Annotated in this window: 18 protein-coding genes; 12 read left to right on the top strand and 6 right to left on the bottom strand. The window is 64.5% G+C overall.

What is annotated here, in order from left to right; all coding sequences use genetic code 11:
- Window positions 1-10: 10 nt before the first annotated feature.
- From CH295_RS00445 to yhjD, 7 genes are all read left to right on the top strand, one after another.
- Complete coding sequence (locus CH295_RS00445; protein WP_094739462.1) at window positions 11-1,441, top strand: DUF4153 domain-containing protein; 1,431 nt, start codon at window positions 11-13, stop codon at window positions 1,439-1,441.
- Between the two features lie 47 nt (window positions 1,442-1,488).
- The gene (locus CH295_RS00440; protein WP_094739461.1) at window positions 1,489-1,773 is read left to right on the top strand and encodes a DUF6412 domain-containing protein; all 285 of its coding nucleotides are present in this window, start codon (window positions 1,489-1,491) and stop codon (window positions 1,771-1,773) included.
- Window positions 1,774-1,835: 62 nt separating this feature from the next.
- Complete coding sequence (locus CH295_RS00435) at window positions 1,836-2,174, top strand: DUF6412 domain-containing protein (RefSeq protein WP_094739460.1); 339 nt, start codon at window positions 1,836-1,838, stop codon at window positions 2,172-2,174.
- 63 nt (window positions 2,175-2,237) lie between these two features.
- On the top strand, window positions 2,238-3,140 hold the full coding sequence (gene yidC, locus CH295_RS00430) for a membrane protein insertase YidC (RefSeq protein ID WP_094739459.1): 903 nt from the start codon (window positions 2,238-2,240) through the stop codon (window positions 3,138-3,140).
- 74 nt (window positions 3,141-3,214) lie between these two features.
- Window positions 3,215-4,021, top strand: a complete 807-nt coding sequence (locus tag CH295_RS00425) for an exodeoxyribonuclease III (RefSeq protein ID WP_094739594.1) — start codon at window positions 3,215-3,217, stop codon at window positions 4,019-4,021.
- A gap of 94 nt (window positions 4,022-4,115) precedes the next feature.
- Window positions 4,116-5,156 (top strand): tryptophan--tRNA ligase, encoded by a 1,041-nt coding sequence (gene trpS, locus CH295_RS00420; RefSeq protein WP_032397468.1) that lies wholly within the window; start codon window positions 4,116-4,118, stop codon window positions 5,154-5,156.
- Between the two features lie 114 nt (window positions 5,157-5,270).
- Window positions 5,271-6,290: an inner membrane protein YhjD gene (yhjD, locus tag CH295_RS00415; RefSeq protein ID WP_037188162.1), complete on the top strand. Its 1,020-nt coding sequence runs from the start codon at window positions 5,271-5,273 to the stop codon at window positions 6,288-6,290.
- Here the strand turns inward: yhjD and CH295_RS00410 are convergent, their stop codons facing one another.
- A complete protein-coding gene (locus CH295_RS00410) occupies window positions 6,291-7,601 on the bottom strand; it encodes a D-alanyl-D-alanine carboxypeptidase family protein (protein ID WP_094739458.1) in 1,311 nt (436 codons plus the stop codon). It lies immediately after the preceding gene.
- A gap of 254 nt (window positions 7,602-7,855) precedes the next feature.
- Between CH295_RS00410 and CH295_RS00405 the strand changes: the two genes are divergently transcribed.
- Entirely contained in the window at window positions 7,856-8,254 is a 399-nt protein-coding gene (locus CH295_RS00405) for a hypothetical protein (RefSeq protein ID WP_094739457.1), read from the top strand.
- A gap of 36 nt (window positions 8,255-8,290) precedes the next feature.
- On the opposite strand, the gene CH295_RS00400 is transcribed toward CH295_RS00405, so the two are convergent.
- The 3 genes from CH295_RS00400 to CH295_RS00390 are packed head-to-tail and all read right to left on the bottom strand — an operon-like array spanning window position 8,291 to window position 10,740.
- A complete protein-coding gene (locus CH295_RS00400) occupies window positions 8,291-8,953 on the bottom strand; it encodes a response regulator transcription factor (protein WP_094739456.1) in 663 nt (220 codons plus the stop codon).
- Window positions 8,938-10,407, bottom strand: a complete 1,470-nt coding sequence (locus CH295_RS00395) for a sensor histidine kinase (protein WP_082323492.1) — start codon at window positions 10,405-10,407, stop codon at window positions 8,938-8,940. The genes CH295_RS00400 and CH295_RS00395 overlap by 16 nt, the downstream gene beginning before the upstream one ends.
- A 24-nt stretch (window positions 10,408-10,431) precedes the next feature.
- Window positions 10,432-10,740 carry a hypothetical protein gene (locus CH295_RS00390; RefSeq protein ID WP_094739455.1) on the bottom strand — a complete coding sequence of 103 codons (309 nt, stop codon included), beginning with the start codon at window positions 10,738-10,740 and terminating at the stop codon, window positions 10,432-10,434.
- A gap of 215 nt (window positions 10,741-10,955) precedes the next feature.
- On the opposite strand from CH295_RS00390, the gene CH295_RS00385 reads away from it, so the two are divergent.
- The 4 genes from CH295_RS00385 to CH295_RS00370 all read left to right on the top strand — a co-directional run bounded on the left by CH295_RS00385 (window position 10,956) and on the right by CH295_RS00370 (window position 15,135).
- Window positions 10,956-11,960 carry a substrate-binding domain-containing protein gene (locus CH295_RS00385; RefSeq protein ID WP_094633746.1) on the top strand — a complete coding sequence of 335 codons (1,005 nt, stop codon included), beginning with the start codon at window positions 10,956-10,958 and terminating at the stop codon, window positions 11,958-11,960.
- Window positions 11,961-11,989: 29 nt separating this feature from the next.
- Window positions 11,990-13,048, top strand: coding sequence for an ABC transporter permease (locus tag CH295_RS00380; protein WP_037188152.1), 1,059 nt, complete (start codon window positions 11,990-11,992; stop codon window positions 13,046-13,048).
- Between the two features lie 2 nt (window positions 13,049-13,050).
- Complete coding sequence (locus CH295_RS00375; protein WP_037188966.1) at window positions 13,051-13,833, top strand: ATP-binding cassette domain-containing protein; 783 nt, start codon at window positions 13,051-13,053, stop codon at window positions 13,831-13,833.
- Between the two features lie 96 nt (window positions 13,834-13,929).
- Window positions 13,930-15,135: an acyl-CoA dehydrogenase family protein gene (locus CH295_RS00370; protein WP_094739454.1), complete on the top strand. Its 1,206-nt coding sequence runs from the start codon at window positions 13,930-13,932 to the stop codon at window positions 15,133-15,135.
- Between the two features lie 64 nt (window positions 15,136-15,199).
- On the opposite strand, the gene CH295_RS00365 is transcribed toward CH295_RS00370, so the two are convergent.
- Both CH295_RS00365 and sdhA read right to left on the bottom strand, forming a co-directional pair.
- On the bottom strand, window positions 15,200-15,982 hold the full coding sequence (locus tag CH295_RS00365; RefSeq protein WP_037188150.1) for a succinate dehydrogenase iron-sulfur subunit: 783 nt from the start codon (window positions 15,980-15,982) through the stop codon (window positions 15,200-15,202).
- 1 nt (window position 15,983) lies between these two features.
- Complete coding sequence (sdhA, locus tag CH295_RS00360) at window positions 15,984-17,735, bottom strand: succinate dehydrogenase flavoprotein subunit (protein WP_037188148.1); 1,752 nt, start codon at window positions 17,733-17,735, stop codon at window positions 15,984-15,986.
- Window positions 17,736-17,746: the final 11 nt, after the last annotated feature.

Below are 17,746 nucleotides of genomic sequence, written 5' to 3'. Positions count from 1 at the left end.
GGGAAGAGTCATGAGCACGATCGACATTCCGATTCATCCGGCAGCGAAGCACAGGCGCTCTCCCTGGGGGCCGCGCACCTGGCCGGTGCTGCGGTATTCGCAGCCACCTCGTGCGGCGCTGCTCGGGTCCGCCTTTGCCGGACTGATCGGTGCAGTGACGCTGATGGACAACACGTTCGGCGTGCTGATCACCGCCCTGGCCTTCGTGGGTGTTGTGCTCGCAGCCCGCAGTGGCAGGCTCTCGCGGTGGGAGTGGGCCGGCGTGGCAGGAGTGCTGGCATTGGCGAGCGTGTCTGCGCTGCGCGCGGCCGAGTGGATCGTGACGATGTCGACGACGCTCGCCATCGTGGTCGGAGTGGTTGTGCTCTCCCGCGCCTGGACGTGGACGGGAATTGCACTCGGCGCTCTCCTGCCGGTGTTGCTGCCGGTGCGGGTGGCACGGTGGACTCGACGCGGAGCCGGTTCGATCGATCTGGAGGGGCCTCGGCCGGTGCGTATCGGCATGGTGGCCGTCGTGACCGTGGCGCTCTTCGTCGTGTTCGCGGCGTTGTTCGGTGCGGCCGACAAGCGTTTCTCGGATGCCCTGGGCGCGGTGACGCCCGAGTTCGATGCCGCATCGATTCTCGGACGCACCCTCGTCTTCGTGCTCACCGCAGGTGGTGCGCTCGCTGTCTGTTACGTCGCGCTGCATCCGCCTCGGTTCGATCGCCTCGCGCCGTCGCCGCGTCGATCGGTGCAGTTGTGGGAGTGGATGGTTCCCCTCGGGGCGGTGGTGGCCCTGTTCGTCGTGTTCGTCGGGTTCCAGGTGCCGACGCTGTTCGGCGGGCAAGGGCACGTGGTGACCACGGAGGGTCTGACCAATGCCGAATACGCCCGGCAGGGCTTCTGGCAATTGCTCGCAGTGACGGTACTGACACTGCTCGTCATCGCGGTCACGGTGGCGAAGGCTCGACGCGAGGATCGCCGTGATCGAAGTGCATTGCGGGCCCTGCTCGGTGGGCTGTGCCTGCTGTCGTTGGTGATCGTTGCGTCGGCCCTGCATCGAATGTCGTTGTACGAGCAGCAATACGGCTACACCACCCTCAGGTTGTTCGTCACGGCCGTCGAGTGGTGGCTGGGTTCGGTCTTCGTTCTGCTTCTGGTCTCGGGCGTGCGGATGTCGGGGCGCCGGCTTCCACGAGCAGTAGGCGTCGGTGCGGTTCTGACCGTGCTCACGCTGGCGGCTCTGAACCCGGATGCGTACATCGCACGGCACAACGTCGATCGCTTCGAGCAGACCGGACGTATCGATACGTCCTACGTGGGTGGGTTGTCGGCCGACGCCGACGCCGAGCTCGAGCGACTGCCCAGCTACGTGCGTCCCTGTGTTCAGGCTCGCGGGCCGGTGTTCGTCGGCGATACCTGGCACCTGTGCACGGACCCCTCGGTATCTGTACCCTGAGCAACGACTCGAATCATCGGGTAGGCGTCGGAACGGGGAGGTGCGCGATGAGATACCAGAGCATGGTCGTCACCTCGCTGCTCCTCGTGGCGCTGTACCTGACGATGCCGACCGCAACCGCGGACGTGGCCCTGATCCTCGTCGCGGCGCTGGCAACGCTGATGCTGCTCGCACACCGTGTCGATGTGCCGGCACTGCTGCGCCTGCTGCCGAATGCCGGCCCCGCCGCAGAGGAACGCCACCTTCGAGGGTCGTTCCGGCGTCAACATCGCCCGGATGCTCCGGGCCGCCCACAGCCACGTGCACCCGGTGCACTGGTGGGGGCACTGTAGCTCGAAAGTTCCCCCACGCCATCGCAACCCGTTGTCCGCGAGGCTGTCCCAAGGAACCGAAGATGCTCGATTCTCGAACCCCTCACCTGGCGATTCGACGCTACGCCGGGACACTGGTCGGCGTTCTCGCCGTCCTGCTGGTCGTCTTCACCGTCGTCGACGCCCAACCCGCCGCACAGATAGCGATGTTCGGTGCGTTGGTCGCGGCGTCCCTTGTCGTCCTCGGTGCGCCGTCCGATCTGGCAGTGATCGCACCGCTGTCGTCGGATTCCGCAGGCGCGGACGGGCGGCGGCTTCGGGGATCGTTCCGCAGGCAACAGCAACCCGATGCGCCCGGTCGCCCCATGCCCAGAGCACCCGGTCCGGTCCCTGGACCGGACCGGTGGCTCCAGTTGATCTGAGCCACTGCGAGATCCGGTCGAGACGCCGACCGACCGACTTCTCTCACAGTGAGGTGCTCCACCATGCTCGATTTCGTCTACTATCCCGTCTCCGCGGTGCTGTGGTTTTGGCACAGAGTCTTCGGGTCCGTGCTCGGCCCCGACAACGGCTTCGCCTGGGCCTTGGCGGTGATATTCCTGGTCTTCACACTGCGTGCGCTGCTGATCAAGCCGTTCGTCGGCCAGATTCGTTCCCAGCTCGCCATGAAGAAACTGAAGCCCCAGCTCGAGGCCGTACAGAGGAAGTACTCCGGGGACCGTGCTCGGCAAGCAACCGAAATGCGGAAGTTGCAGCAGGAACACGGTTTCAACCCCTTGATGGGGTGCCTGCCCCTGCTGGCGCAGGGCCCGGTCTTCATCGGTCTGCTGCACGTGCTGCGCTCGTTCAACCGAACCGGTACCGGATTCGGTCATCTCGGTATGACTGCGCAGGAAAATGCGAACACCGCGAACTACGTCTTCAGCGCTGTCGATGTGCAGTCCTTCCTCGACGCACGACTCTTCGGTGCGCCGATCTCCGCTGCCGTCAACAGCTCTCGGGAGGTGCTCGAGGCATTCGGTCCGTTCGGGGGAGTGCCGTCGGTGTGGAGCATCGCGTTCGTTGCGGTTCCGTTGATGATCGTTGCGGCGGTGGCGACTCATCTGAACTCGCGGGCGTCCGTCGCCCGGCAGGACGCAGCGGCGCTCGCAAACCCGCAGACCGCGATCATGAACAAGCTCGTGCTCTGGGTGTTCCCGGCAGGCGTGCTCGTCGGCGGCCCGGTGTTGCCGGTCGCGGTGTTGCTGTACTGGGTGAGCAACAACATGTGGACCTACGTCCAACAGCACATCGTCTACCGACGCATCGATCGTGAACCGGTGGTGGTGCCGGAGGTGACATCGGTGGTCACCGCGCCGAAACCCGGGGCGAAGCCGAGGCGTCGATAGCAGGCCGGGCAGGAATGAACCCAGGTAAGCAGCCCGTCCGCGCTCTGTCGGTGGGCTCCGCTACCGTCGTCGGCGTGCCGATCACTGTTTCCACTGTCAACGTCAACGGAATTCGCGCAGCTGTTCGCAAGGGCATGCTGCCGTGGCTCGAGGCCACCGATGCCGACGTCATCTGCCTGCAGGAAACCCGCGCCAACGACGGGGAGCTGACCAAGGCGCTGGCCCCGGCCCTCGATGCGGGCTGGCACCTGGCCTCGGCCGAGCCGTCCGCGAAGGGACGCAACGGGGTGGCCTTGCTGTCGAAGGCGGCTCCCGATGCGATTCGTACCGGCATCGGGGCCGTCGAGTTCGCCGATGCAGGTCGGTACATCGAGGGCGATTTCGGCGATATCACCGTCGCGAGCCTGTATCTGCCATCGGGCGAGGTGGGTACCGAGCGGCAGGACGAGAAGGAACGCTTCATGGCGGCGTTCGCGAAGTATCTGGCCAAGACGGCCAAGGCCGCGACGTCCGACGATCGGGACGTGGTGGTGTGCGGCGATTGGAACATCGCCCATACCGAGGCCGATCTCAAGGCATGGAAGACCAACCGCAAGAACTCCGGCTTCCTGCCCGAGGAACGCGAGTGGGTGACGCGGTTGCTCGCCGAGAAGGCTCCCTGGACCGACGTCGTACGTGCACTGCACCCGGGCGTCGAAGGTCCGTACAGCTGGTGGTCGTACCGCGGCAAGGCCTTCGACAACGACGCCGGCTGGCGAATCGACTATCAGCTGGCCACGAGTGATCTGGCCGAGCGCGCCAAGGAAGCGAGCACCGAGCGGGCCGAGGCGTACGACCAGCGATGGTCCGATCACGCGCCGGTGACTGTGCGCTACCGCTAGAGCGGAGCCTGCGGAGTGACCCGTGTTCCGGTGCGGAGTGACCATCTCGGCAGGCAGGGAGTTGGCGTCGATGGGGTCGTGAAAAGATTGCGGTATGTCTTCTTCCGACTCCATCGACACTCCGCAGGGTCCGCGTCGGCGGGTGCTCTCCGGCATCCAACCGACTGCCGATTCGTTCCATCTCGGTAACTACCTGGGTGCGGTGCGGAACTGGGTGGAGTTGCAGGACGAGTTCGACGCGTTCTATTTCATCCCGGACCTGCATGCGATCACCGTTCCACAGGACCCGAAGGAACTGCGCCGCCGCACCCGAGTGGCCGCTGCGCAGTTGCTCGCGGTGGGAATCGATCCGGAGAAGTCGACGCTGTTCGTTCAGAGTCAGGTACCCGAGCATGCGCAGTTGGCGTGGGTTCTGAACTGCATCACCGGATTCGGCGAAGCGGCGCGGATGACTCAGTTCAAGGACAAGTCGGCCAAGCAGGGACGCGATCACACCAGCGTCGGACTGTTCACCTACCCGATTCTGCAGGCCGCCGACATCTTGCTCTATCGGCCGAATCTGGTTCCCGTGGGCGAGGATCAGCGGCAACACCTGGAGTTGACTCGTGATCTGGCGCAGCGTTTCAACACGCGGTTCAAGAAGACGTTCGTCGTGCCCGATGCGCACATCATCAAGGGCACCGCGAAGATCTTCGATCTGCAGGATCCCACCGCGAAGATGAGCAAGTCCTCGTCGAATCCGGCGGGCATCGTCAACATTCTCGACGATCCGAAGGTGTCGGCGAAGAAGATTCGTTCGGCAGTGACGGACAACGAACGCGACATCGTGTTCGATCCGGAGAACAAGGCGGGCGTCAGCAATCTTCTGGTGATTCAGTCCGCGCTGTCGGGCGCGAGTATCGACGATCTCGTTGCCGGCTACGCGGGTAAGGGATACGGCGACCTCAAGTCCGACACGGCCGACGTTCTGACCGAGTTCGTCGTTCCACTGCGGGAGCGGATGGACGGGTTCATGGCCGATGTGGCCGAACTCGACCGCATCCTCGCGGCCGGTGCGGATCGAGCCAGGGAAGTGGCGAGTCGAACGCTCGCTCAGGTCTACGACAGGGTGGGTTTCCTGCCGCCGGGTGCATAGCATCTACGGCACACCGAGTTTGGGCGTGCTGCATTTCGGCAAAGAGTAGTTCGAGGCGCAGCACCGTGGCGACACGATCCGACAGCAGGCGACGACAGCGAGAAGGTGAGTGCCATGCCCGATTTCAAGGCGATCCTCGACGACCGGCGCGAACGGTGGCCGTGGCTCGATCACACTGTTGTTGCTGCGCAGCGGTATCAGGGTCAGAAGGGCGACTACTACGCCGCAGGCATGACGTACTTCAGTGTGCTGGCCCTGTTCCCGCTGCTGATGGTCGCGTTCGCGATCGCCGGGTTCGTGCTGGTGAATCAGCCCGAGTGGCTTGCCGAGATCCAGTCGCAGATTGCCGAGAACGTGCCCGGCAGCTTCGGTGAGACCATCAATTCGCTGATTCAGACGGCCATCGAGTCTCGGACGAGCGTCGGCATCATCGGTCTGCTCGGCGCCCTGTATGCCGGTCTCGGTTGGATCGCGAACCTACGCGAGGCACTGACCGCCATGTGGGAGAGCCAGCACGAGCAGGGTGGTTTTCTGGCCACCAAGGCCAAGGATTTCGCCGCGCTGCTCGGGCTGGGGACCGCGCTGGTGCTGTCGTTGGCGTTGTCGGCGCTGGCCGGAGGTGACCTGATGCGCAGCATTCTGGAGTGGGCCAATCTCGATTCCATCCCAGGAGTGGGCGTCGCGCTGCGCGTCTTCTCGATTCTCCTCGCGCTTGCGGGCACCTGGGCATTGTTCACCTGGGTGATCTCGCGGCTGCCGCGCGAGCCGGTGTCGTGGCGCAGCGCAGCGAAAGGTGCACTGCTCGCTGCCGTCGGGTTCGAGATCTTCAAGCAGCTCGGTGCCCTCTACCTGGCATCGGTGACGAGCGGGCCCGCGGGCGTGGTCTTCGGTCCCATCATCGGCCTGCTGGTGTTCGTGTTCACGACGTCACGGCTGGTGCTGTTCTCCACGTCGTTCGCTGCGACGACACGCGAAAGCTTGGCCGAAGCGCATGTTCCGGCGCCGGAGCCGGCAGTGATCAACACGAGGGTCGAGGTCAGCGAAGGACCTGGCGTGACGGGCGGTCTGGCGCTGGTGGGTGCCGGTGCCCTCGCAGCTCTCGGCGTCGCGGGATTGCGCAACCGGCGTCGCTGATCAGCGGTTGCGCGAAAGCCGCCGAGCTCCCCACAGCAGCCCGATCACCACGATCGCACCGATGACACCTATCGCGATGCGAACGACGGTGTCGCCCTGTGCCTGCATCTCGGACTGGCGGGAGCTCGACCCCGACGCCGATGCGGGTGGCTGGGCGAGAGTCGGCGTGGCCTCGGGCGCACGTGTGCTCGTCACCGCGGACGTCGACTGCGGCTCCACGAGTTCGCCTATGCCGCGGCTCGAATCGAGAGCGAACCCGTAGTCCAACAGGCGCGCCGCTTGCTCCCAGGGCCGGATCGGCAGCACATCGCCCTTCATGATCGTCACGACGAGACGTCGACCGCCCCGCTCTGCTCCTGCGACGAATGTCTGGCGAGCATCGTCGGTGTACCCGGTCTTGCCTCCGAGTGCGCCCTCGTAGTTGTAGAGCAGCTGATTGTCGTTGGAGAGGGTGAACCCGGGCCGGTCCTGGTCGTCCGGGATCGTGGGGTCCTTCGGGTAGCCGGGAAACTGAACGTTCTCGGTCGAAATCAGTTGTGCGAAGGTCGGATCACGCATGGCCTCGCGGTAGATCAACGCCAAGTCGTAGGCAGAGCTCGCCATGCCAGGACCGTCGAGACCCGACGGCGTGGCGGTGCGCGTATCGAGCGCACCCAGTTCTGCGGCCTTGGCATTCATCTTGTCCACGGTGGCCGCGTCGCCGCCCAACTGCCTGGACAACGCATGCGCTGCATCGTTTCCCGACGCCATCACCAGGCCCTGCATCAATTGGAGATTGGTGTAGACACCGTTCTCTCCGATGCCGACGGCACTGCCCTCTGCATCGGCGTCCTCTGCGGTCGCGGTGATCCGGTCGTTCAAGTTCAGCTCGTCGAGGGCGACGATCGCAAGCAGCACCTTGATCGTGCTCGCCGGCCGATGCCGCCCGTGCGGATCCTTGGCGGCCAGAACGGAGCCGGAGTCCATGTCGGCCACCACGAACCCGGTCGCCGAGATATCCGCAGGCAACGGGGGAGCCCCGTCCGGCAGCACCGCTCCACACTCGGCGAGCCGATTCCCGCCGACGGCCTCGGCGGGAATCGGGAGTGGTTGCGGGGCAGTGCTTCCAGGTTCCGGTACCTCGGACAGGTCGATCGCCGGGGGAGGAGACGCGGCGTACGGGCAGCTGTCGGTGTCGGGCGTCGTGAACGGCGGTGTCGTCGTCACCGCCGGTGGCTCGCCGGCGGGTTGCGCCAGAGCCGGTCCACAACCCATGCCGACGAGAACCATCGACACTGCCGACACGGCCACACACACTCGAATCCTTTTCATCGCGAATCACCATAGGCGCTCAGGGGTCGGGTGACGTGGCGACCCACCGGCGAGGGTCGCCCGAACGACCGCTCCGGATCTTGTCCCGACACCGTCACCGACAACGGCCGAATGTCGATCTCGCGTCGCCGCACTTGCCCGTCGCCAGTATGAGAACTCGCTCATGTTGTGCTCCTTCGCTTCTCACGTTCGACAGCGATCGTTGAGTCATCACCGAAACGGTGGCCCACAGAACCCGGATCGAAGGAGCAGCCATGAGAATGCCAGGAAAGTTCATGATCGTCGGTGCAGCAGCCGTTGTCGTCACCCTCGGAAGCGTCGGCGCACTCGCTATCGCCGACGACGGCCCCACCCAGCAGCGGCCGTCCTCGATCTCGGTGGAACAGCCTCTGTCGGAGTCGGATTCGGCTCCGACCCCGCCGGCAGCTCCCCAACAGCCCGCACCGACCCAGATCCCGAACGACCGCTACGACGACGACTGGGATGATCGCAACGACGACGACCGGTACGACCGCAACGACGATCTCAACGATCTCGACGACCGCGACGACGACTGGGACGATCTGGACGACCGCGACGACGACTGGGACGATCTGGACGACGACCGGGACGATCTGGACGACGACAACGACGATCACGACTGGGACGACTGACACTCCAGCAGTGGCGTCGGCACCGGCCGACGCCACTCATGTCTCGGCGAGTCGGTATCCCATTCCGCGGACGGTCTCGATTCGGGCGGCACCGAATTTCGCCCGAAGGTATCGGACGTAGACGTCGACGACATTGGAGCCCGGGTCGAAGTCGTATCCCCACACCTGCGACAGGAGTTGCTCTCGCGAGAGGACCTGGCCGGGGTGGCGCATGAAGGTCTCGGCCAGGGCGAACTCTCGTGCCGACAGGTCGACGGTGCGGTCTCCCACCACAGCTCGCCGGGTACGCAGGTCGAGGGTGAGGTCGGCGACCGCGAGCTGTGTGGTGTCGACGGTTCGTTTGGTGCCCAGGCGAACTCGGATGCGCGCCAGCAGTTCCTCGAAGCGGAACGGCTTGGCCATGTAGTCGTCGGCACCGATTTCGAGACCGGACACCACGTCCTGGACGCTGTCGCGTGCGGTCAACACGATCACCGGTATCTCGCACTGTTCTCCGCGCAGTCGCTGCAGTACCTCGAAGCCGTCCATGATCGGCAACCCGATGTCGAGTACCACCAGATCGAAGTCGCCGCTGCGCGCGTGTTCGTACGCGGATCTGCCGTCGGAGACGGTCGTCGTGCTGAAACCGCTCGCTCGCAGTCCCTTGTGCACGAACGAGGCGATGCGAGGTTCGTCTTCGGCGATCAGGATGCGGGCCATGGTCGATCCTTCTGCGGGGGAGGGGAATCGGTCAGTGGAATCGTGATGGTGAACGTGGCCCCGTGTCCCGGTGCGCTGCCGACACTGACCCGTCCACGGTGGGCCTGTGCGATGGCGGTGACGATGGACAAGCCGAGACCTGCGCCCTCGGTGCGTCTGGTTCCGTTGCGACCGCGGGCGAAGCGCTCGAAGATTCGTTCCTGTTCGTCGCGCTCGATTCCAGGGCCCGAGTCGGTGACCCAGAACCGGATGTCACCGTCGGACAGTTGCGATCCGATGCCGACGCGACTGCCGGGCGTCGTGTGGTGAGTTGCGTTGTCCGCCAGTGCCAGCAACGCCTGAGTCAGTCGTTGTGCGTCGAGCGGTGCGTGGACGGTTGCGCTCGCCTCGAGCACCCACTCCCGGTCGGCGAGGGTGGTCACCTTGTCGAACACGCTTCGGGTGAGCGCGTCGACGTCGGTGACCACAGGGGTGACGAAGCTCGTCTGGTCGGCCCGGGTGAGCAGCAACAGGTCGGCTACGAGCCGGTTCATCCGATCGAGTTCGTCGTCGACCAGCGCAACGGTATCGCGAACGTCGGCGGGGTCGTCGTGGTCGAGCACATCGAGATGACCTCGGACGATGGTGATGGGAGTGCGGAGCTCGTGGCCTGCGTCGTCGAGGAATCTGCGCTGACTGGCCGCACCCGACTCGATTCGGTCGAGCATCGAGTTCAGTGTGTCGATCAGGGCTCCGATGTCGTCGCCTCGACCCGTTGTTCTGGCATCGGTGATTCGGCCGGACAGGTCGGTCTCGGTGATCGTTCTGGCGGTGGCGGTGATGTGTCTGATCGGAGACATGATGCGGCCCGCGACCAACCACGCCCCGACCGCCGCCAGCACCGAGGTGACGCCGCCGACGACGAGCATCAGGGTCGCGGTCTCGTCGGCGGAGGCGCGTTCCTGGTCGGCGAAGTAGGCGGCGACCACGACCCCGGTCACCGGGTCGCCCGCCAGGGAGACCGGCACCGCGAGGTACACCACTTCACCTGCCGCGCTCGAATACGAACCCTCGACGGGCGCGGTGACGGTACCCACCTCGGCGGTGAAGCCGTTGTCGTCGGACAGTCGCACCGGTGCCTGCTGCCTGCTCTGCACGGCGAACGCACCGTCCACGTAGCCCAGGAACTTCTCGTTGGGGCGGGCGAGGTTGTAGGTGATCACCACGCGGAGCACGTCGTTGATGTCGTCGAACGGTGCGCCGGTTCCAGGATCGACGCCCGCGTCGGTGAGGGTGGTGAACTCGGCGATTTCGGTGCGCAGCGATTCGCGCATGCGATTGTCGGTCGCGCGAATCATGAGCAGCCAGGTGGTGACGGTGACAGCCGCCAGCGATGCCAGCACCAGCAGGAGCACCCACGAGAAGATGCGGCTCCTGGCGCTCGTCGGGCGTAGGGCGAGCAGTCGCGTCCGCATCACGTGGTCGGTCTCGCAGCAAGGTCAGTCGTCGTCATCGTCATCCCAGTCGTCGTCGAAGTCATCGTCCCAGTCGGCAGGCGGTAGCGGAGGCGGGGGCACGAATCCGTCCGGTGCCACCGGTTGTGGCGCGGGAGTGGGCGTGGGTTCACTCGGTCCAGGTAGAGGGGGAACGGGTTGTGGGGTACCCGGGGCGGATTGCACAGGTGCGGCGGGTGCAACGATGGGTGCGGGCAACGGGGTCTGCTCGCCCGTCGATCGAGTCGTCAGCAATGCCGTGACGAGCACGGCGAGCGTGAGCAGTCCCAGGGCCGAGACGATGATGGTTCGCACACGGCCGAGTCTGACGACGGTGGATTGTGGCTACGTGAATCGGAGATGAGAGTTCTCTCATGTCGTCCGAGGTTCGGTGGTGCACACCCCGGTTCTGTTGTGTGACGAATAATCGTCGAAGATGCGTGACGGGTACCAATCGTTTCTTACAGTGATCAGGTCGGCGGCTCGGATTCGTCGGTGTTCGAGAGCCGGTTGTTGGAAAGGGAAGTGCAATGAGGTTTCGGCAAAGACGCGGGCCGATCGCGGTCGGCGCGGTCTGTGCGGTCGCAGCACTGACTGTCGCGGCCTGTTCGAGCACCGGTGGGGCTCCTCGATCGTCCGACGACGGAAGCAACGCGGGAGTCGCCGACACTCCGTCGGCGACGATCGCGATGATCACGCACGAGGTTCCCGGCGATACCTTCTGGGATCTGGTTCGCAAGGGTGCCGAGGCCGCCGCGGCCAAGGACAACATCGAACTGCGCTACTCCGCAGATCCCGAGGCACCCAACCAGGCCAACCTCGTCCAGAGTGCGATCGACTCGAAGGTCGACGGAATCGCGGTCACTCTGGCCAAGCCCGACGCGATGGCCTCCGCAGTCGAGACGGCAAGCGCCGCAGGCATTCCGGTCGTCGCGTTCAATTCCGGCTACGACTCCTGGAAGGACATGGGAGTCCAGCAGTACTTCGGCCAGGACGAGACCATCGCCGGACAGGCTGCTGGAGCGCGCCTCACCGAGGACGGTGCTCGCAAGACGCTGTGCATCATCCAGGAGCAGGGCGCGGTGGCACTCGAGGCGCGATGTGCAGGCGTCAGGCAAGGCTTCACCGGAGGCACCACCGAGATCCTCAACGTCAACAGCAAGGACATGCCGTCCGTGGAGTCGACCATCACGGCCAAGCTGCAGCAGGATCCGACGATCGACCACGTCATCGCCCTCGCCGCTCCGATCGCTCTGACTGCGGTGCAGTCCAAGACCAATGCGGGCAGCGACGCCACGATCGTCACGTTCGACACCAACGCAGCACTCGTCGATGCGATCGAGTCCGGCGACGTGGCGTGGGCCATCGATCAGCAGCCGTATCTGCAGGGTTACCTGGCCATCGACTCGTTGTGGCTCTACCTCAACAACGGCAACACGATCGGTGGAGGTACACCGGTGCTGACCGGGCCCGCGTTCATCGATTCGACCAACATCGACGCGGTCGCCGAATACGCCCGTAACGGCACGCGCTGAGTGCGTCGCTCCGGCGCGGAAGGAAATTCATGTCCACACAGGCCGATCCGGCTCTGTCCGAACACACCGTGATCGCAGACGAGCGGGTCAAGAAGCAGAAACCGTTGCAGCGATTGCTGATTCGACCGGAGGTCGGTGCCCTGTTCGGCGCGGTCGCCATCTTCGTCTTCTTCTGCATCGTGGCACCGCCGTTTCGATCGCCCGAGGCTCTGGCCACTGTGCTGTACGCATCCTCGACCATCGGCATCATGGCGATCGGTGTCTCCCTGTTGATGATCGGCGGAGAATTCGACCTCTCCACCGGGGTTGCGGTGACGTTCTCCTCGATCATGGCCTCCATGCTGGCCTACAACCTGCACCTGAACGTCTGGGCGGGCTCTGCATTGGCGCTGGTGTTGGCACTTGCGGTCGGTTTCCTCAACGGATACCTGGTGATGACGACGAAGATTCCGTCGTTCCTGATCACGTTGGCGTCGTTCCTGATGCTCACCGGCATCAATCTCGCCGTCACCAAGCTCGTCACCGGCCAGGTCGCCACCCCGTCCATCTCGGACATGGAGGGATTCGACTCGGCCAAGGCCTTCTTCTCGTCCTCGTTCTCGCTGCTGGGTGTCTCGGTCCGCATCACCGTCGTGTGGTGGATCGTGTTCACGCTCGCCGCGACCTGGGTGCTGATGAAGACCCGGACCGGCAACTGGATCTTCGCAGTCGGCGGAAACCAGGAATCGGCGCGTGCGGTCGGCGTCCCGGTCACCCGGGTCAAGATCGGCCTGTTCATGTTCGTCGGCTTCTGCGCCTGGTTCGTCGGCATGCATCTGCTGTTCGCGTTCGACACCGTCCAGTCCGGCCAGGGCGTGGGCAACGAGTTCCTCTACATCATCGCCGCCGTCATCGGTGGATGCCTGCTGACCGGTGGATACGGTACGGCTGTCGGTGCTTTCATCGGAGCGTTCATCTTCGGCATGACCAACCAGGGCATCGTCTATGCCGGCTGGAACCCGGACTGGTTCAAGTTCTTCCTCGGCGCGATGCTGCTGTTCGCAGTGATCGCGAACAGTTCCTTCCGCAACTACGCGGCGAAAAGGTGACCATGACGTCCTCTGCGAACACGCCCCTCATCGAGCTGAAAGGCGTCGGCAAGAGCTACGGCAACATCATCGCGCTGCACGGGATAGACCTCCGCGTCGGTGCCGGTGAGGTCACCTGCGTTCTCGGTGACAACGGCGCAGGCAAGTCCACTCTGATCAAGATCATGTCCGGTCTGCATCGGCAGTCGGAGGGGGAACTGCTCGTCGATGGCAAGGCGACGACGTTCGGTTCGCCGAAGCAGGCGGTGGAACAGGGTATCTCCACGGTCTACCAGGACCTCGCGGTCGTCTCCCTGATGCCGGTGTGGCGCAACTTCTTCCTCGGCCAGGAACTGCGCAAGGGCACGATCTTCAAGACCCTCGACACCCATGCCATGCGCGCGACGACGATCGACGAACTCCGCAAGATGGGTATCGATCTCCCGGACGTCGATGCCCCCATCGGCTCCCTGTCCGGTGGCCAACGTCAGTGCGTGGCCATCGCTCGCGCCATCTTCTTCGGTGCCCGGGTGCTCATTCTCGACGAGCCGACCGCCGCTCTCGGCGTCAAGCAGTCCGGCATGGTTCTCCGGTACATCTCGGCGGCCAGGGAGAAGGGCTTCGGCGTCGTGTTCATCACCCACAATCCGCATCACGCGTACATGGTCGGAGATCACTTCGTTCTCCTCGATCGTGGACGTCAGACGTTGGACTGTGCGCACCACGAGATCTCGCTCGACGACCTCACCAAGGAAATGGCGGGCGGCGACGAACTGGCGACCCTCTCCGACGAACTGCGCCGCTGACCGGCGAAGGCCGCGGTGCATGCGTGAGAATCGGGCGCGGCGGGTAGAAGATCGGTAGCGGTGCCCGATGAGAGGTGCCAGACGAAGGAGCCGAACATGAGCGAGCACGAGCCCCTCGGACCACTGTCGCCGGACTTTCTCGAATCCGATTTCTACGGGTATCAGAGCATGCTCGACGAGGCCGAGACCGAGGTGGTCCTGCGTACCCGCCGGTTCCTGCAGGAGGAGGTCGCGCCGCGGGCGAACGAATTCTGGGAGAAGGCCACCTCGCCGGTGCACCTGATGCCGAAAATCGCCCAGCTCGAGATCGCTGGTCTCGGCTACGCGTTCGACGATCGCAAGGCCTCCCGCAAGCTGCTCACCGGCTGGCTCGAGATGGAGTTCGCGCGGGTCGATCCGTCCACCGGAACGATGTTCAGCGTGCACAGTTCGCTGGCGATGAGCAGTATCTCCATTCTCGGCTCCGAGGAGCAGCGCCAGCGGTGGTTGCCCGCCATGCGCCGGATGGAGACGATCGGCGCGTTCGGACTGTCCGAACCGCACGGTGGCTCCGACGTCGCAGGCGGACTCGAGACCACCGCTCGACTCGACGGAGATCACTGGATCCTCAACGGCAGCAAGCGCTGGATCGGCAACGCTACCTTCGCAGACCTGACCATCGTGTTCGCCAAGGACGAGGCCGATGGCGAGGTCAAGGGCTTTGTGGTCGAAAAGCATTTCGAGGGATTCCGGGCCGAGAAGATCGAGGGCAAGTACTCGCTCCGCGCGGTGGAGAATGCGGACGTCCACCTCGAGAACTGCCGAGTCCCGGTCGCCAACAAGCTCGCCGACGCCAACTCGTTCGCCGATACCGCGAAGGTGCTCCGCTTGACCCGTGGGGGAGTGGCGTTTCAGGCCGTGGGCGTGATGATGGGCGCGTACGAGCGGGCCGTGACGTACGCGCGCGAACGCGAACAGTTCGGATCTCCTATCGCGTCGTTCCAGCTCATCTCCGACCTGATCGCACGCATGACCGCGAACATCACCGCCTCGCTCGGCATGGCGATTCGGGTCTCTCAGCTGCAGGACAACGGCGTCCACTACGACGAGCATGCGGCGCTCGCGAAGACGTTCTGTACGACGCGGTTGCGCGAAGTGGTGAGTTGGGCCCGAGAAATTATGGGCGGCAACGGAATTCTGATCGAGCACGACGTCATCAGGTTCTTCGCCGACGCCGAGGCGCTGTATTCCTACGAGGGCACCGCGCAGATCAACAACCTGATCGTCGGCCGTGGTGTGACCGGCTTCAGCGCGTTCGTCTGAGACCGGAAACGGAAAGCGCCCCTTCGCGTATGCGAAGGGGCGCTTTCCGTTGTGGATGTGCCTGCTAGCGAGCGAAGAGCAACGCGCGCTTGACTTCCTGAATCGCCTTGGTCACCTGGATGCCGCGGGGGCATGCGTCGGTGCAGTTGAAGGTGGTGCGGCAACGCCACACACCCTCGACGTCGTTGAGGATGTCCAGGCGTTCGGTTGCACCCTCGTCACGGCTGTCGAAGATGAACCGGTGTGCGTTCACGATCGCAGCGGGGCCGAAGTAGCTGCCGTCGCTCCAGAACACGGGGCACGAGGTGGTGCAGCACGCGCACAGGATGCACTTGGTGGTGTCGTCGAACCGGGCGCGGTCCGCTGCGGACTGGATCCGCTCGCGGGTCGGCTCGTTGCCCGTCGTCATGAGGAACGGCTTCACGGCGCGGAACGCGTCGAAGAAGGGCTCCATGTCGACGATGAGGTCCTTCTCCACCGGCAGACCCTTGATGGGCTCGATGGTGATGTTCAGCGTCTTCGACGAGTCCTTGGGGAGCATGTCGCGCATGAGCACCTTGCAGGCGAGACGGTTGACACCGTTGATGCGCATCGCGTCGCTGCCACATACACCGTGTGCGCACGAGCGGCGGAACGTCAGTGTGCCGTCCAGGTAGCCCTTCACGTACAGCAGGAGGTTGAGCAGACGGTCGGTGGCCAGGGTGGGGACCTGGAAGGTGTCCCAGCGCTGACCGTCACCGTTCTCGGGGTTGAAGCGCGCGATCTTGAGGTTGACCATCACCGCGCCCTCGGGGACGGGCGGCAGATCGGACTCGTTGGACTTCTTGTCCAGTGTTGGTGCGCTCATATCAGTACTTCCGCTCCATCGGCTCGTAGCGGGTTTGGATTACCGGCTTGTAATCCAAGCGGATATCGGTCAGCAGACCTTCGCCCTCTTTGTAGGCCATGGTGTGCTTCATGTACTCGGCGTCGTTGCGCTCGGGGTAGTCCTCGCGAGCGTGTCCGCCGCGCGATTCCTTCCGGTTGAGTGCGCCGACGACCGTGACCTCCGCCATTTCGAGCAGGAAGCCGAGTTCGATGGCCTCGAGCAGGTCGCTGTTGTAGCGCTTGCCCTTGTCCTCGACGGTGATCTTGTTGTAGCGCTCCTTGAGGGCGCGAACATCCTTGAGCGCCGTCTCGAGACGTTCCTCCGTACGGAACACCGATGCGTTGTTGTCCATCGACTGCTGCATCTCGGTACGGATATCGGCTGCGCGCTCGTGACCGTGGTCGGACAGGATCAACTCCAGCCAGTCCTGCACCATCTTCGCCGGCTCCTCGGGGAGCGGGGTGAAGTCGACCGAGTTCGCGTACTCGGCCGCCGCGATGCCGGCACGACGTCCGAAGACATTGATGTCGAGCAGCGAGTTGGTGCCGAGACGGTTGGCTCCGTGCACGGAGACACAGGCACATTCGCCGGCCGCGTACAGGCCGGGGACGATGTCCTCGTTGTTGCGCAGAACCTCGCCACGGATCTTGGTGGGGATACCGCCCATCACGTAGTGGCACGTCGGGTAGACGGGCACCGGTTCCTTGACGGGGTCGACGCCGAGGTACGTGCGGGAGAACTCCATGATGTCCGGGAGCTTCTCGTCCAGAACTTCCTCGGGAATGTGCGTGACGTCGATGTAGACGTAGTCCTTGTTCGGGCCGCCACCGCGTCCTTCGAGCACCTCGAGCACCATCGAGCGCGCGACGATGTCGCGGGGCGCGAGGTCCTTGATGGTCGGTGCGTAGCGCTCCATGAAGCGTTCACCCGACTCGTTGCGCAGGATGCCGCCCTCGCCACGCACGGCCTCGGAGATGAGGATGCCGAGGCCTGCGAGACCTGTCGGGTGGAACTGGTGGAACTCCATGTCCTCCAAGGGAAGACCCTTGCGGAACACGATGCTCATGCCGTCACCGGTGAGGGTGTGGGCATTTGAGGTGGTCTTGTAGATCCGGCCCGAGCCTCCGGTGGCGAAGATGATCGACTTCGCGTGGAAGATGTGCAGCTCGCCGGTGGACAGCTCGTAGGCGATGATTCCGGTCGCGACAGGACCGTCGTCGGTCTCGGTCAGACACAGATCCAGTGCGTAGAACTCGTTGTAGAACTCGACGTCGTGCTTGACGCAGTTCTGGTAGAGCGTCTGCAGGATCATGTGGCCGGTGCGGTCGGCCGCGTAGCACGCACGACGCACAGGAGCTTTGCCGTGATCGCGGGTGTGGCCGCCGAAGCGCCGCTGATCGATCTTGCCCTCGGGCGTCCGGTTGAACGGAAGACCCATCTTCTCGAGGTCGAGAACTGCGTCGATGGCTTCCTTGGCCATGATCTCCACGGCGTCCTGGTCGGCGAGGTAGTCGCCGCCCTTGACGGTGTCGAACGTGTGCCACTCCCAGTTGTCTTCCTCGACGTTGGCCAAAGCGGCACACATGCCGCCCTGAGCCGCGCCCGTGTGCGAGCGCGTGGGGTAGAGCTTGGTCAGTACGGCTGTGCGAGCACGGGGTCCGGCCTCGATCGCAGCACGCATACCGGCACCGCCTGCGCCGACGATCAGTACGTCGTAACGATGTTCCTGCATGTAAGCGTCAG

This window comes from Rhodococcus sp. 14-2483-1-2 (assembly GCF_002259405.1).
GTDB lineage: Bacteria > Actinomycetota > Actinomycetes > Mycobacteriales > Mycobacteriaceae > Rhodococcoides.
Note: the sequence above shows the minus strand (reverse complement) of the source record. Positions and strands in the feature narration are given on the sequence as shown.